15 protein-coding genes are annotated in these 15,712 nt (G+C 64.4%); 13 read left to right on the top strand and 2 right to left on the bottom strand.

All coding sequences use genetic code 11. From position 1 onward, the window contains the following. Positions 1–62: 62 nt before the first annotated feature. From J2X62_RS04475 to J2X62_RS04415, 13 genes are all read left to right on the top strand, one after another. On the top strand, positions 63–1,055 hold the full coding sequence (locus J2X62_RS04475; protein WP_027495725.1) for a YihY/virulence factor BrkB family protein: 993 nt from the start codon (positions 63–65) through the stop codon (positions 1,053–1,055). Positions 1,056–1,529: 474 nt separating this feature from the next. Further along, positions 1,530–2,528 (top strand): substrate-binding domain-containing protein, encoded by a 999-nt coding sequence (locus J2X62_RS04470; RefSeq protein WP_027495727.1) that lies wholly within the window; start codon positions 1,530–1,532, stop codon positions 2,526–2,528. A gap of 34 nt (positions 2,529–2,562) precedes the next feature. Beyond that, complete coding sequence (locus tag J2X62_RS04465; RefSeq protein ID WP_027495728.1) at positions 2,563–3,552, top strand: ABC transporter permease; 990 nt, start codon at positions 2,563–2,565, stop codon at positions 3,550–3,552. Further along, complete coding sequence (locus J2X62_RS04460; protein WP_027495729.1) at positions 3,549–4,331, top strand: ATP-binding cassette domain-containing protein; 783 nt, start codon at positions 3,549–3,551, stop codon at positions 4,329–4,331. The genes J2X62_RS04465 and J2X62_RS04460 overlap by 4 nt, the downstream gene beginning before the upstream one ends. Continuing rightward, a complete protein-coding gene (locus tag J2X62_RS04455) occupies positions 4,309–5,235 on the top strand; it encodes a PfkB family carbohydrate kinase (protein WP_027495730.1) in 927 nt (308 codons plus the stop codon). The genes J2X62_RS04460 and J2X62_RS04455 overlap by 23 nt, the downstream gene beginning before the upstream one ends. Then, complete coding sequence (locus J2X62_RS04450; RefSeq protein ID WP_027495731.1) at positions 5,225–5,875, top strand: nucleoside/nucleotide kinase family protein; 651 nt, start codon at positions 5,225–5,227, stop codon at positions 5,873–5,875. Before J2X62_RS04455 ends, J2X62_RS04450 begins: the two co-directional genes overlap by 11 nt. A gap of 36 nt (positions 5,876–5,911) precedes the next feature. Then, positions 5,912–6,922, top strand: a complete 1,011-nt coding sequence (locus J2X62_RS04445) for a LacI family DNA-binding transcriptional regulator (RefSeq protein WP_032374853.1) — start codon at positions 5,912–5,914, stop codon at positions 6,920–6,922. Positions 6,923–6,954: 32 nt separating this feature from the next. Continuing rightward, a complete protein-coding gene (fbaA, locus tag J2X62_RS04440) occupies positions 6,955–7,977 on the top strand; it encodes a class II fructose-bisphosphate aldolase (protein WP_032367298.1) in 1,023 nt (340 codons plus the stop codon). 93 nt (positions 7,978–8,070) lie between these two features. Further along, a complete protein-coding gene (locus J2X62_RS04435) occupies positions 8,071–8,478 on the top strand; it encodes a YciI family protein (protein ID WP_310177856.1) in 408 nt (135 codons plus the stop codon). Between the two features lie 8 nt (positions 8,479–8,486). After that, positions 8,487–9,644 carry a DUF6596 domain-containing protein gene (locus tag J2X62_RS04430; RefSeq protein WP_310179332.1) on the top strand — a complete coding sequence of 386 codons (1,158 nt, stop codon included), beginning with the start codon at positions 8,487–8,489 and terminating at the stop codon, positions 9,642–9,644. 110 nt (positions 9,645–9,754) lie between these two features. Then, complete coding sequence (locus J2X62_RS04425) at positions 9,755–10,750, top strand: alpha/beta hydrolase family protein (RefSeq protein WP_283548458.1); 996 nt, start codon at positions 9,755–9,757, stop codon at positions 10,748–10,750. Positions 10,751–10,814: 64 nt separating this feature from the next. After that, entirely contained in the window at positions 10,815–11,030 is a 216-nt protein-coding gene (locus J2X62_RS04420) for a DUF2945 domain-containing protein (RefSeq protein ID WP_027495736.1), read from the top strand. Positions 11,031–11,222: 192 nt separating this feature from the next. Continuing rightward, positions 11,223–12,431 carry a ricin-type beta-trefoil lectin domain protein gene (locus tag J2X62_RS04415; protein ID WP_310177846.1) on the top strand — a complete coding sequence of 403 codons (1,209 nt, stop codon included), beginning with the start codon at positions 11,223–11,225 and terminating at the stop codon, positions 12,429–12,431. On the opposite strand, the gene J2X62_RS04410 is transcribed toward J2X62_RS04415, so the two are convergent. Then, entirely contained in the window at positions 12,413–14,419 is a 2,007-nt protein-coding gene (locus tag J2X62_RS04410) for a hypothetical protein (RefSeq protein WP_310179329.1), read from the bottom strand. The genes J2X62_RS04415 and J2X62_RS04410 overlap by 19 nt on opposite strands. Before the next feature lie 41 nt (positions 14,420–14,460). Further along, the gene (locus tag J2X62_RS04405) at positions 14,461–15,702 is read right to left on the bottom strand and encodes an acetyl-CoA carboxylase biotin carboxylase subunit family protein (RefSeq protein ID WP_027495739.1); all 1,242 of its coding nucleotides are present in this window, start codon (positions 15,700–15,702) and stop codon (positions 14,461–14,463) included. Positions 15,703–15,712: the final 10 nt, after the last annotated feature.

Raw genomic sequence — 15,712 nt, 5'->3', positions numbered from 1 at the left:
CACACCGAAAGCCGGAGCGTCGACGTTTCCGCAGGCTCGTCGCTGGCTACATTCGACCGATGATGGTCGCGAAGGTGGACAACTTCCAGCGCAGGCACCCCTCGGCAGGTTTCCCGCTGGCGGTGCTCTACAAATTCATGGACGACCGGGGCGGCTACCTCGCGGCATTGATTGCCTACTACTCGTTCCTATCGCTGTTTCCCCTTCTGCTGCTGTTCACCACGCTGCTGGGAATCGTGCTGGCCGGAGACCCGGAGCTGCAGACCCGCATCATCGACTCGGCGATGAGTCAGATCCCGGTCATCGGTGACCAGCTCGGTCAACCGGATCGCCTCAGTGGTGGCACGACAGCCATCGTCATCGGCGTCGTCGGGTCGCTGTACGGCGGACTCGGAGTGTCGCTGGCCGTGCAGTACGCGATGAACACCGCGTGGTCGGTGCCGCGCAACGAGCAACCGGACCCCATCAAGGGTCGGCTGCGCGGATTGTTGCTGCTCAGCACTGTCGGCACCGCGATCATCGGACTGACGGTGCTGAACGGCGTCGCGTCCTCGGGCGTGTTCGGGTTCGCCGGTGGTGCGCTCGCACTCGTCGGAGCGGTGGTGGTCAACGCCGCCGTCTTCACCGCGGCCTTCCGAATCGGCACCGCGCGCGATTTGAGCGTGCGCGACGTACTCCCCGGCGCGGCGATCGCGGCGGTCGTCTGGCAGGCGCTGCAGTCGTTCGGCGGCATCTACATCCGCTACGTCGTGGGCAACGCGAGTGCAAGCAACGGCATCTTCGCCATCGTCCTCGGTCTGCTCGGTTTCCTGTACGTCGCGTCGGTGCTGATCGTGCTGTGCATCGAAATCAACGCCGTGCGCGTAGACCACCTGCATCCCCGGGCTCTGCTGACGCCGTTCACCGACAACGTCGAACTCACCGAGGGGGACAAGAACTCCTACACCGGCCAGGCAGAAGCGCAGCGTAACAAAGGATTCCAAGACATCACCGTCACGTACGACGAGCCGAATTCGGTGGTGGACGAGGACTCGTCGAGCACGCGAGGCGACTGATTCGGCACCGCAAACGCGCGCGCGTTTGCGAGGACCGGGGCGGCGGGAACTGGGGCGGGGACTGATCGGCTCCGCAAACGCGCGCGCATTCGCTGGATGCGCGCGGAATAGCGGGGCGATCGGGCACTATTTCGCGCGCGGATGGCAAACGCGCGCGCGTTTGCGAGGACCGGGGCCGCGCAGGACCGGGGCGGCGGAGACCGGGGCGGAGACCGATCGGCGTGGGCAAACGCGCGCGCATTCGCTGGATGCGCGCGGAATAGCTGGGCGATCGGGCACTATTCCGCGCGCGGATGGCAAACGCGCGCGCGTTTGCGGGAACTGGGGCTGAGCGGCGTGGTGACGAGCTGACGCCGGCCGGTCGGAAAAGTTTTCGGATTTATTTCGCGAAAGCGCATGCGCAAGCGCTTGTATTGGTCGTACGCTCCTGCAATCGAGCGACGCGACCTGCGGAGCGAGGACAAGGGAGTCCAGATGTTCAATCACCGTCGGAAGACCACGCTGACGATCGGAACCGCGTTGATGGCCGGTTCCCTCGTACTCGGACTGACTGCATGCAGCGGTTCGGATTCGGACAGCGTCAAGGTCGGACTCATCACCAAGACGGATTCCAATCCGTACTTCGTGAAGCTCCGCGAGGCAGCTCAGGCCAAGGCGGACTCCAGTGGAGCCGAATTGGTCGCTCTCGCAGGTGCATTCGACGGTGACAACGAGGGTCAGGTCGCGGCGATCGAGAACTTGGTCGGCCAGGGTGTCAAAGGCATTCTGATCACCCCGAACTCCTCCACCGGAGTCCTCGACGCGATCAAGAAGGCACGCGACGCAGGCGTCGTCGTCATCGCCCTCGATACGGCCACCGACCCTGAGGACGCAGTGGACGCGACGTTCGCCACCGACAACAAGGCGGCAGGCGTCAGCCAGGGCGAATGGGTCAAAGGCACGTTGGGAACCACTGCGCCCCAGGTCATCATGCTCGACGGCACCGCGGGCGGCACCGTCGACACGTTCCGTCACGACGGCTTCCTCGAAGGAATGGGCCTGACCGACAGCTCTCCCGAGATCGTCGGCCAGGAAAACACCAACGGCGACCAGACCAAGGCGCAGACGGCCATGGAGAACCTGCTGCAGCGTGCACCGGGCGTCAATGCGCTCTACACGATCAACGAGCCCGCCGCGGCGGGTGCCTACCAGGCGATTCAGTCCGCAGGCCGCGCCGATCAGATCACCATCGGCTCGATCGACGGTAGCTGCACCGGTATCGCGAACGTCAAGTCCGGCATCATCGGTGCGACGGTGCTGCAGTTCCCGGCGAAGATGGCCGAGCAGGGCGTCGACGCTGTGGTCAAGTTCGCCCAGGACGGCACCAAGCCCAGTGGCTTCAACGACACCGGTTCTCAGCTGGTCACCGACAAGCCTGTTGCCGGAATCGAATCCCAGGACACCGCATGGGGCGAAGCGAATTGCTGGGGCTGATCGCAGAAATACGTCGAGGACCAGGAACTGATTCGTGAGCACCGATACCGCCGCGCCTCCCAAGGCTCCGAGCCGGTTCAACGTGGGAACCATCCTGCGTGAACCGCTGCTCGGGCCCATGGCCGCGCTCGTCATCGCCATCATCGTGTTCAGCTCGATTTCGAGCTCGTTTCTCAACCCGCAGAACGTTTCTCTGATTCTGCAGCAGTCCGTGGTGGTCGGCATTCTGGCCGTCGGCCAGACGCTCATCATCCTCACCTCCGGTATCGATCTGTCGATCGGCGCGGTGGCCGTGATGGGCACCATCGTTATGGCGCAGACCGCTGGTGCCAACGGCCCGGTGGTGGCGCTCGGTTCGACGCTTGCCGTCTGTGTCGCATTCGGCGCGATCAACGGCGGGTTGGTGACGATGCTGCGACTGCCGCCGTTCATCGTCACACTCGGCACGTTCACCGCGATCCAGGCAGCCACCAGGTTGCTGGCCGGCTCCGAGACCTACCAGGTGCCGAGCGGGCCGCTGACACTGCTGGGGACGTCGTTCAAGATCGGTAGCTTCTCCACCACGTACGGCGTGGTGGTGATGCTGCTGGTGTACGCCGTGATGTGGTACGCACTGTCCCAAACATCCTGGGGCAGGCACATATACGCGGTGGGTGGTAGCCCGCAGGCCTCGGACCGCTCCGGCATCAAGTCCGGTCGCGTGCTGTTCTCGGTCTACATCGTCACCGGTGTCATCGCCGCGATCGCGGCATGGGCAGCGCTCGGACGGATCCCCAATGCCGACCCGAACGCCTATCAGAACGCCAACCTCGAAACGATCACCGCGGTCGTCATCGGTGGAACCAGCCTGTTCGGTGGCCGCGGCACCGTCATCGGGACTCTCATCGGAACTCTGATCGTCGGGGTGCTGCGCAACGGGCTCACCCAGGCCGGCGTCGACAGCCTGTACCAGAACGTCGCGACCGGCATTCTCGTCATCGTCGCGGTGGCCGTCGATCAATTCGCACGCAGGAGGTCACAGTGACTGCGCCCCTCGCTCTGGAAGCACGTGGTCTGGTCAAGACCTACGGCAGCGTGACGGCCATCAACGGCGCGGATTTCGAGCTGCGGGCCGGTGAGGTACTGGCAGTGATCGGCGACAACGGTGCCGGAAAGTCAAGTCTCATCAAGGCTTTGGCCGGAGCTGTCATTCCGGATTCGGGAGAGATCCTGATGAACGGCTCGCCGGTGTCGTTCAAGAACACCCGCGATGCCCGGGCGGCCGGGATCGAGACGGTCTATCAGGACCTGGCCGTCATTCCTGCGCTCGACATCGCCTCGAATGTCTACCTCGGACGCGAGATCAAGCGCAAAGGCATCAGCGGCAGCATCTTTCGGCGATTGGACATGCCGAGAATGCGCGACGAGTCGTCGAAGCATCTGCAGGACCTCAAGATCGGGATCAAGTCGGTCAACCAGGCCGTCGAGACGTTGTCCGGTGGGCAGCGTCAGGGCGTCGCAGTGGCTCGAGCAGCGGCATTCGGCCGCGGGGTGATCATCATGGACGAGCCGACCGCAGCTCTGGGCGTGCGGGAATCGGGCATGGTGATCGACCTGATCCGAACGATTCGCGACCGTGGGATACCCGTGGTGCTCATCAGCCACGACATGCCGCACGTGTTCGAGGTCGCCGACCGTATCCACATCCACCGCCTCGGCAAACGCGCAGGCGTCGTGGATCCGAAGAAGCGCACCATGTCCGAGGTCGTCGCGCTCATGACCGGCGCGGAGGAGCCGACCGATGAGGAACGCGCCGGCCTCTGATGCGTCTCGTCCGGTCGGCGTTTTCGTCGGGCTGGCGACACTCGATGTGATTCATCGAGTGTCGTCGCCGCCGGCGTCGAACCAGAAGATCACCTCGAACGCGCAGTTCGTTGCGGCCGGCGGTCCTGCCGCCAACGCCGCCGTCACGTTCGCCGCACTGGGTGGTACGGCCGTTCTCGTCACTGCGCTCGGGGACGATCCGGTGGCTGCCTTGATCAAGGCAGAACTTGCGGAATGCGATGTGCGCGTGATCGACTCGATCGCGGGCACCGTGAGAGCAGTACCCGTCTCGGCCGTGACGGTGATCGAGTCGACGGGAGACCGGTCGGTCGTCTCGGCCGACGCCGTGCACTCCGACGCCGCGCCGCCGAACGATCTCGATGCCGTGCTCGCCGGTGCCGACGTCGTACTCGTCGACGGCCACCACCCCCTGATCGCCCGCGCCGCCGTGGAACATGCGGCGGCGCGGGATACCACGTCGGTCGTCGACGCCGGACGCTGGAAACCCGTGATGAGCGAGCTGATTCCGTTCGTCACGGACATGGTGTGCTCAGCGGACTTTCGCACGCCCGGAGCGTCGGACACAGCTGCCACTGCAGCGACGTTGGTGCGCTCGGGCGTACGCACGGTCGTCACCACCCACGGCGGAGAGCCCGTCGAATTCTGGTCCGAGGGCAACTCCGGCTCCGTGGCCGTCGAGGCGGTCACCGTGGTCGATACACTGGGAGCCGGCGACGTCTTCCACGGTGCGTACGCGTACTACTCGACGCAGTTCGGCTCCGTGCAGGAACGTATCCGACGGTCGGCTCGCGTTGCGGCGCTGCGCTGTTCGGTCATCGGCCCCAGGGCGTGGCTACGCGAACTTCCAACCCACGTACTCGAAAGCGACAACAGTGAGCAATGACCGACAGGTGCAGGAAGCATCCCTCGACGAACTCGTGGAGCTGGCCGGGCGGCTCGCCGTGCCGGGAGAGCGGCACATACTCGGCCTGACCGGTGCACCGGGTGCCGGAAAGTCCACCGTGGCACAGCAGTTGGTGGATGCACTGGGCCCCGAGCTTTCGGTGCTGGTTCCGATGGACGGATTCCACCTGGCCAACGAGGTGTTGATCGAACTGGGCCGGCTCGATCGCAAGGGCGCACACGATACCTTCGACGACGGCGGCTATGCGCGTCTCGTCGCCGCGATTCACGATCAACGCCCCGGCGATCCGCTGGTGTACGCACCGAAGTTCAGGCGAGAGATCGAGGAATCGATCGGGTCCGCCGTACCGGTCCCGTCGGACGTTCCGTTGGTGATCACCGAGGGCAACTACCTGCTGATGCAATCCGACGCATGGCCTGCTGCACGGGCGATGATCGACGAGGTGTGGTTCCTGGCGCCGCACACGGCCGTTCGGCACGAGCGTCTCGTCGCGCGGCACGAGGCGTACGGGAAATCGCCCGAGGAAGCGCAGTTCTGGGCATTGGGTTCGGACGAACGCAACGCCGAGCTCATCGGTTCGACCGCCCAGCGCGCCGATCGAATCCTGCGATTGACATGAGACCGCCGGCGTCCGATACCCACGGAGACGACTGACATGCCCACCATGGACGACGTCGCTCGGATCGCCGGAGTGTCGGTGTCGACGGTCTCGCACGTGCTCAACGGAACTCGTAAGGTCAACCCGGCGACCCGGCAACGCGTCGACGCTGCCATCGTCGAGATCGGATACCGGCGCAACGTCGTGGCGCGTTCTCTCGCGGCCGGTCGAACCCACACGGTGGGGCTGTCGATCGCGGCGCTGACCAATCCGTATTTCGGCAGCCTCGTCTATGCCGTCGAGCAGCGGTTGTCGGAGGCCGGTTACGTGTTGATTCTCGGTGACTCGCACGACGAGCCGACGTCGGAGCGGCGCGTCACCGATTCTCTGCTGGACCGTCAGGTCGACGGCATGATCCTTGCGCCTGCGGCCGGCTCGGAGGAGTCGACGATTCCCGAGATCATGCGCAGCGGAACACCTCTGGTGCTGATCGACCGTATGCTGGATATCCCGTGCGATCAGGTGGGCCCGGAGAACGAGCAATCCGCGTACGAGCTGACGGCCCATCTGCTCGACTCCGGACACGACCGAATTGCGATCGTCCGCGGCATCGAGGGAATCTCGTCCACCACAGAGCGTTTCGCAGGTTATGCCAGGGCGCTCGCCGACCGGGGAATCGATGTCGACCCTCGGTTGATTCTCGAGGGAAGGTCCAATGTCGAGGTGGCCGAGACGGAGGTACGTCGACTGCTGACGGGTTCGGACCGGCCTTCGGCTCTGGTGTCGATGAACAACTCGATGACCATCGGTTCCCTCAAAGCAGTTCGCGGCCTTGGTTTGTCGATTCCCGACGACCTGGCGTTCGTGTGCTACGACGATTTCGAGTGGTCCGATCTGTTCGAGCCGCGCCTGACGGCCGCCGCGCAGGACGTGCAGACCATCGGCAGAACCGCTGCCGACCTGTTGATCGGTCGAATCGAAGGCCGTGACGACGCGCCGCGATCCATTTCGGTACCGACTACGTTCACCCACCGCAATTCGTGCGGCTGCGCTGCAGCAACACGCTGAAGACCAGCCGCACCCGAAAGAGAGAACAGCCCATGCCGATTGCCAGTCCGGAACAGTACGTCGCCATGTTGGACCGCGCGAAGGAGGGCGGGTTCGCGTACCCGTCGATCAACGTCACCAGCTCACAGACCCTCAACGCGGCGCTGCAGGGATTCGCCGAAGCCGAGAGCGACGGCATCATCCAGGTGTCGGTCGGTACCGCGCTGTACCTGTCCGGCAATGCCGTGCAGAACCGCTTCGCCGGCTCGAAGGCGCTCGCGCAGTACGCCCACGAAGTGGCGCAACACTATTCGATCTCGGTGGCCCTGCACACCGATCACTGCCCCGCAGAGAACCTCGACGATTGGGTGCGCCCACTGCTGTCCGACGCGATCGAACGACGCTCGCGCGGCCTGGCACCGCTGTACCAATCACACATGTGGGACGGCTCCGCCGTGCCGCTCGACGAGAACTTGCGTATCGCACGCGAACTGCTCGATCTGTCGGTGCAGGCCGACACCATTCTCGAGATCGAGGTGGGAGTGATCGGCGGGGAAGAAGACGGGGTGTCTCACGAGATCAACGAGCAGCTGTACTCCACCGTCGACGACGCCCGCGCCACGATCGCCGCGCTCGGTGCAGGCGAGCGTGGTCGATACATGACGGCACTGACTTTCGGCAACGTCCACGGTGTCTACAACCCGGACTCGGTACATCTACGTCCCGAGATTCTCGACGAGATCCAGTCGGTCGTCGGTGCCGAAACCGGAAAGGACAAGCCGTTCGATCTGGTCTTCCACGGTGGATCGGGCTCGAGTGCCGCCGACATCGCGTCGGCAGTGGCGAGCGGGGTGATCAAGATGAACATCGACACCGACACCCAGTACGCGTTCACCAGGTCCATCGCGGGCCACATGATCGGCAAGTACGACCAGGTTCTCAAGATCGACGGCGAGTACGGCAACAAGAAGGCCTACGACCCCCGATCGTGGGGCAAGCCGGCCGAGTCGGCCATGGCAGCCCGCGTGGTCGAGGCAACCCAGATGCTCGGCTCGGTCGGACGCACGATGCGGTGAAGTTTTTCGGCCGAGTATGTAGATATCGGCCGACCGGCTCCGTCCCAGGGGCGAATGCAGAAAGAATGACTGCATCCGACGCTAGGAGACATCATGGCCAAGTACCTCATGCTCAAGCATTACCGCGGGGCCCCCGAGCCTGCCGGCTGGATTCCGATGGACCGGTGGACCCCGGCCGAAGTGCACGACCATATCCAGTTCATGCAAGACTTCGTCGCCGAGCTCGAGAAGACGGGCGAGTTCGTCGACGCGCAGGCCCTGGCCCCCGAGGGAACGTGGGTGCGGTCGGACGGGGCCGGAAAGCCCCCGGTCACCGACGGTCCGTTCGCGGAGACCAAGGACTTGATCGCAGGTTGGATGGTCATCGACGTCGAGTCCTACGACCGCGCACTCGAACTCGCGGGGCAGCTCTCGGCAGCACCCGGTGCCGGTGGTGAGCCGATCGGCGAATGGCTCGAGCTACGTCCGTTCATGGAGGCCCCCGCCACGATCGACGAGTGACGGCACTCGTGGATCCTCACGCGCTGCGGATGCTGACTCCGTCCGTGATCGGCGTCCTCGTCCACCGTGGAGCAGATTTCGCGGCGGCCGAGGACGCCGTCCAGGAGGCGTTGGTGCAGGCGGCCTCGGTGTGGGGAGCGTCGGCAGGGGCGGGTGACGCGCCGTCCGACCCGAAGGGGTGGCTCGTCACCGTGGCGTGGCGCAAATTTCTCGACTCCCAGCGATCGGAGAAGGCTCGACGGGATCGAGAGAACCGGGTTGCGGCCGAGCCGGAACCGGGCAGTGTCCACGGCGTCGACGACACACTGCAGTTGTTCTTCCTCTGCGCGCACCCGGTGCTGACACCCGCAGCAGCGGTAGCGCTGACGTTGCGTGCCGTCGGGGGTCTGACGACGCGGCAGATCGCGCAGGCGTATCTGCTGCCGGAGAAAACCATGGCCCAGCGCATCAGCCGAGCCAAACGGGCGGTGCGCGACGTCCGTTTCGACGCTCCGGGCGACCTCACGACGGTTCGGCGGGTGCTGTACCTGGTGTTCAACGAGGGGTATACCGGCGACGTCGATCTCGCGGCCGAGGCGATCAGGTTGACGAGGCAGCTCGCGACCCTGTCCGACGACGCGGAGACCGCTGGACTGTTGGCGTTGATGGTGTTGCACCACGCCCGGCGCGCTGCGAGAACCGGATCCGACGGCCGGCTGATTCCCTTGGCCGAGCAGGATCGGTCGAGCTGGGACACCGTCTCGATAGCCGAGGGAGTTCGGATTCTGCAGGCGGCGCTCGCTCGGGATCGGCTGGACGAGTTCCAGATACAAGCCGCCATTGCCGCCCTGCATGCCGATGCGCAACGGGTGGAGGAGACGGACTGGGTACAGATCGTCGAGTGGTACGACGAGTTGCTCGCGATCACCGACAGTCCGGTAGTACGGCTCAACAGAGCTGTCGCGGTGGGGGAAGCGGACGGCCCGGCCGCCGGACTCGCGGCGCTCGCCGCTGTCGATTCCGCAGTACCGCGGTACCACGCGGTGGCTGCGCATCTGCACGAAAAGGCCGGCGATCTCCGGATGGCGGCCGATCTGTTCGTGCGGGCGGCCGAGTCGGCGTCCTCGGTGGCCGAGCGGCATCATTTGACGCTGCGCGCCACTCGAATTCGTACCGCAGGTCGGTAGAGATACCTGGAAACAGCGAACGGACCGCGCGGTTTTGTAATCGGATCGTTAGCGGTCGAAAGCGGAATTCGTGCAACCCTCGTATGGTGCTTATGTTGCCTGTGGGACAGATGAGAAAGAAGCTGACTCGATCCACCGCGGTGGTGACGGCGGCCGTACTGGCGTCGATAGTGTTGGCCGGAAACCCGGCGCAGGCGCTGCCGGGCACTACCGGATCGGCCGACGCGGCGGTCGGGGCCGTCGGAATCCACCAGGTGTCGGCAACGCGCGCGGTGCTGAACGTGTTCTCTCCGTCCATGAATCGGGTCATCTCCAACGAGGTGCTGCACTCGCCCGGAGGTGGGCCCGCGCCCACGCTTGTTCTGCTCAACGGTGCCCTCGGCAACGAGGACGGGGTCGGCTGGCTCAACAACTCCGGCGTCGAACAGTTCTTCCTCGACAAGAACGTCACCGTCGTCGCACCGATCGGCGGTCGGTTCAGCTTCTACACCGATTGGCAGACAACCGATCCGGTGCTGGGGACCAACCTCTGGCAGACCTATTTGAGCCGGGAACTACCCGCGGCCGTGGACGCCGCCTACGGCTCGACGGGCAAGCGCGGCGTCGCGGGCCTGTCGATGAGCGGTGGCCCGGCGTTGGATCTGGCAATCCAGGCTCCCGACGTGTTCGACGCGGCCGCGTCGTTCAGCGGATGCCCGGCACCATCCAATCCATTTGCCACCGCCGGCATCTCGGCCATGATCGCCGGCGGACTCAACAACCCGTTCAACATGTGGGGGTTGCCGGGAAGTCAGGGATGGCGCGACCACGACCCGTCGCTCAACGTCGAACGACTTCGTGGAACGGCGGTGTACGTGAGCTCGTCACGCGGTGCGCCCGGCGCCGTGGATCGCATTCCCGACGGTGCCGTTCCGCCGTTCGGCGGCATGGCGGTCGAAGCGATGGTCAACTACTGCACATCCATCTTCGTCGACGCCCTGCGTCGGGCCGACGTTCCGGCGACGGTATCCATGCGCGACGAAGGTGCGCATACCTGGCCGCTGTTCGAGGACCAGTTGCGAGAGGCCTGGTTCACCACACTGGCTCCGGCTCTGGGAACCAGCTGATTGCGCCGACGCGCTCGTGGGTAAGTGTCGATGGACAGACCACCGACGAAGGGATCACCGGAACATGTCGAAGGACGATTTGCACAAGGGCGACAAGGTCGAATGGCAGACCCACGGAACTACCACCGAGGGAACGGTGCAGGAGAAGATCACCTCCGAGACCGAAGCCGCCGGCCGCAAGGTCAAGGCCTCGAAAGACGACCCGCAGTACCGCGTCGAAAGTGACAAGTCCGGAAAGGACGCAGTGCACAAGCCCGAATCGCTCGACAAGAAGGACTGATCTCGCTCCGTAAGCTTCTCGAAAGTTGCTCCTGCTGACGATCTGTACCCTCGGCTGGGACGGATCGTCACTTTGGAGGCAACGATGGGGACGACCCCGATGCGGATTGTTCGTGCACGTTCGCGTCTCGGTCGGTGGGGTAGCGGTTGCCGCACGGGGAGGACTCTTGTCGCTACGGGGACGCTGGCGATCGTGTCCGTACTCGTCGTGGGCTGCGGCGTGTTCTCCGGGGACTCGACCACGGACGCGGACACACCGTCTGCAGTGACCTTCACCGGGCAGATCGAGTCTCCCGACAAGCTCTGCCTCGATGGAAGTGACACCGACACCGTCCGTCTCGCGACGTGCAACGGAACGCCGGCACAGCAAGTAGTCGCCGAGGCCGACGGCACGGTTCGGTCGCAATCACAGTGCCTGGTGCCGAAGAACGGCGAGGCCGCAGCCGGTGTACCTGTTGTCCTCGGTAGTTGCGACGACAGTGCGGTCGCCGGTTGGACGGCGGGCAAATCCGGTGCGATCGCTCTGACGGGCACCGGCCTCTGTCTCGCGGACGACGCACGGCAGACCTCTCGGCGTGTGGCCGTGCTGGCCGAATGCGACGGCTCGTCGGTGCAGACATGGACACCGGTAGCGGCCGCGGAACCGACCGCCGACAACCCCGGCGGAATTGCTGCACCCACCGGGGATCTGCCCGGCTGGAAGCAGATATTCGTCGACGAGTTCACCGCCCCGTCCGCCACCGGCAGTTGGGCCAATCAGTGCGACCCCTCGAAGGTCGTCTACACCGGAGCCGAGGGCCAGCGGTGGCGCACGTATCCGTCGTGCTATCCCGACACCTACGACAAGCGGCCGTATCGGCCCGATGCAGTGCTGTCCACTGCCGACGGCGCTCTGCAGTACCACCTAGGTCAGGTCGACGGCGTTCCGGCCGGAGCGAGTATCTCCCCACTGATCGGTGCCGACCAGTATCAGACGTACGGAAGATATTCGGCGCGTCTGAAAGTCGATTCACCGGATCTGTCCGAGTACTACGCGGCATGGTTGCTCTGGCCGCAATCCGAGAACTGGCCGTACGACGGCGAGTTCGATTTCCCGGAAGGTGCGCTGTCGGGCAACGTCGGTGGGTTCCATCATTTCTCGGGCGAAGGCTCGTGCGCCGACGGGTGCAAAACGCCCGCCCTCGACATCGGCGCGCAGTTCACCGACTGGCACACCTACACCATGGAATGGTCACCGGGAAGGATCCGGTACCTCCTCGACGACACGGTCGTGTTGGACTCGACCGACTTCGTGCCGTCCACGCCGATGCGATGGGAGCTGCAGACCGAAACCAAGGGAGACGGAAACAGCGAGGGCAATCTGATCCTGGACTGGGTCTCGGTCTACTCCTGGAACGGCTGATACGCGGCCCGCGCCGAGCGCTCGGCACCCCAACTGCGTTCGATGTAACCGACGATCGTGTCGATGTCCGCGTTCGGAATCTTCTCCGGCTCACCCTTTTCCAACGGATCCGTGTGGAAGATGTACAGGCGAGACGCGAATTGCTCGAACGGTAGCGAGCCTTCGCCCGCGCGTTCGCCGTTCCCTGCCGTTCCGACGACGACTCCGTCACCCCAATCCTGCCCACTGTCGTTGTTGGGATTGAAGAAGTAGACCCGCATGACGCCGTCGGGATCGGGGGCAACACGCAGAATGGCGATGGCGTGCCACCCCACATACCGTGCAGCGCTGTCGGTTACGGCCACCCCGGCGGGTTGCGGGTGGATCAGCGGCTGATGGCCGTTGTACTCGGGGTGATAAGCGGCATGGAACTGCCGCAGGAAACCATCGAGATCGACCAGATTTCCGGTCGCGACGTCCACGTCGATATGGAACTCGCGGGCCGACCACCACCCGTGGAATTCGGGATTGACCCAGCGATGCGGATCGCCCGGTCTGTCGGCGCAGCGTCGGACCATCTCGGCGTAGATCCGGTCCAGGTGCGGAACCAGAATCAGCGATGCCGGGTCCAGATCGACCGGATCCGAGGTCGCGACACCACTTTCGCTGTCGACGGACGAGATCGACTGGCCCTCGAAGTGCATGACGATCTCTTCGTCTCGTGCCGCCCACACCACCATCTGCAGCAGGTAGTCGGGATCGTTGTACGCCCACATCGACAGCGCGCGCGCCGACTGGCACGTGGGATTGTCGCCCTGGCCGACACCGAGCGGTTGTCCGAGCATGGAGAGCAACCCACCGAGCAATCGCGACTCCGGTGCCGGAACCGGACCGAAAGTGGTGATCAAGCGTTCTCGCACTGCGGGCGCGAGGGTGAGCGATAGTTGACGCCACAGGGACGGCACGATCGGCGGCTGATGCAGGATTCCGCGGTCGAGGAGCAGTGCCAATCCGTAGAGACTTTGCGCCGTCTCGGGATACACGGTTTCTTCGATCAGACGGTGGACCAATTCCGGGTAGCGAGTGAGGCACGTACGCCCGGTGTCGGACAGCCCCAAGGCCTCGGGTAGGACATACGAGTAGTGGTCGACGAGATATTGCGTGAGTGTGGCGTGGTACGGCGAAACGAGACCGGTGTCGTGCATCGCCCGTGCGAAACCGCGGGCCTCGAACTGCAGTGCCTCGACGTCCATGGCCTCGAGGCGGTTCCGGTAGACCTCCACGCCCGGGTCCTCGCGGCACGCGTCGGTGGTGCCGAACAACGCCGTGGTCAACCGATCGAGTCCTTGACCGGACGTGCCGAGATCGACGGTCGGGTCGTCGCGATAGATCGCAATGCGCGTGACCATGGACTTGATGGTGTCGACCTGGATCGGACGCTGACGCAGAATCCGCCAGATCTCTTCGAGCAATTCGTCCAGCACACTGTCGTAGCCGATTTCCCCGGCAACGTAGCCGAAGAGATCGCGGATCAGATGTGCTGTCCGACCCGAACGGACTCGTTCCGATTCCGAGGGCGGGGTGAACAACACCTCGAGGTTCAGGGCGAGTACCTGGGAGAGGAAGCGTCGCGCATCGTCAGCTGTCACTGCGGGATGCTCGTACTCACCGGCGACGATCGCGACCATCCGCAACTCGCTGGCTGCTTCGAGAACCACGGTGTCGTCGTTGCCACTGCGCAGGCTCGGACCCACGAACGCGGGAACGAGAATGTCCGGCTGCGCCCAGTCCGTACCGGCGAACAGCCCGGCGTTCTCCAGCACCGCGGCGCGTTCGCGTACCGCGCTACAACCGCCGGGCTGCAACAACACTCGGTGCACAGAATCCAGAACCCGTCGCACCTTGGTGCTCTTGCTGAACTCCGGTGCGGCGGCCAGCGCGTCGACGGCGTGATCGAGTTGCGCCAGCCGCGACACCAGAGCCTTGTCGATCGGTGCAGCGTCGTTCATCGTCTGCGTCGTGGGTTCGTGGTCGTTGCCGAGTTGCTGCTTCACACGTAGAAGTCCAGTTCTTCCTGTTGCTTGAGCAGGTCGCGCATCCGGTACGGATCATCGCCGAAGAAGTACAGCAAGCCCCAGTGGGTACCGAAAGCCGTTCTCTTGGTGACGGTTTCCTCGACCGGTGCCGACAGGTCGTTGGTCTCGTAGTAGTCGTCGTCGGCAGTCACGTCGGGGATGACGAGATCGCTGACGACGCGTCGCCGTGGGTACACCCCGAAGCATCCCGCGTGACCGGTGGCATCGACTACCTCGCGCGGGAAGAAGGCGTCGATCTCTTCCTCGGTGGTCTTCGGGTCGAAGGCGAGGGCCAGGCCCTGGTACGCGTTGAAGCCGTACGCCCGCTCGAGGAGCTCGAACACCTTGAAACCTGGTGGACGATAGGCGACTTCGCCGAAGTACATTTCTCCGTCGCTGGTGACGAAGTACTCCGGATGGATGAACCCGAACTCGATGTCGAACGCCTTGATGAGCTTCTCGATCTGGACCGTGATCTGCTCGCGGTACTTCTCGAGCTCCGGCGTCGCGGGGACGAACACCGAATACCCGAGCGTGACGTACTCGGAGATGTTGAGGAACTTGATCTTTCCGTTGTGGATCCACGCCTCGACAGCGAACTCCCAGCCGTCGAGATGCGACTCCATCAGTACCGGGAACTCCTCGTCCGGGATGGAGTCGACTTCGTCGGGGGTCCGAATGACGCGGTGGCCCAGGCATCCTGCCTTGTCGAAGGCCTTGAGGTGGATGGGGTCGTTCGGGTCACCGTCGAGTTTGAGCAGCGTCTGGTTCACCCGGCGCAGAAAGCGGATGACGTCCTCACGATCGTGCGCTTCCTCGAAGATGCCGACACGAATGCCACCGAGCTGTGCGCGGCGCTTCATCAGCGCTTTGTCTCGGAGCAGCATCGCCTGGCCGAACAACCTCGGATTGCCCAGCAGTACGGAGTTGATGGCACCGGCCCACTCGACTGTCTCCTCGTACAGCGGTATCGCTACATCGACGCCTTTGTCTCGGAGAGTCTCCGCGATCTCGAGGGACCTGTCGTTGAGTCGCTCGAAGTTCCACGGTAGGTACGGAATGTCATGCTCGGTGCAGTACGCCTCGGCCCACTCGGGCGCGACGACGACGTAGCGTCGATCGAACGCGTCCAGGGCTTCCACTGCGGCCAAACTCCAGCCCAGCAGCGCTACGAAGCCTTTGTTCGGGTCTTTCTCCAGCCTCTGTGGCCGATCCATGAAGTTCCTT

The sequence above is a fragment of the Rhodococcus sp. 3258 genome (genome assembly GCF_031456475.1).
Classification (GTDB): domain Bacteria; phylum Actinomycetota; class Actinomycetes; order Mycobacteriales; family Mycobacteriaceae; genus Rhodococcoides; species Rhodococcoides fascians.
The sequence above is the reverse complement of the archived record's forward strand: the minus strand, read 5'-3'. Positions and strand labels throughout refer to the sequence as shown.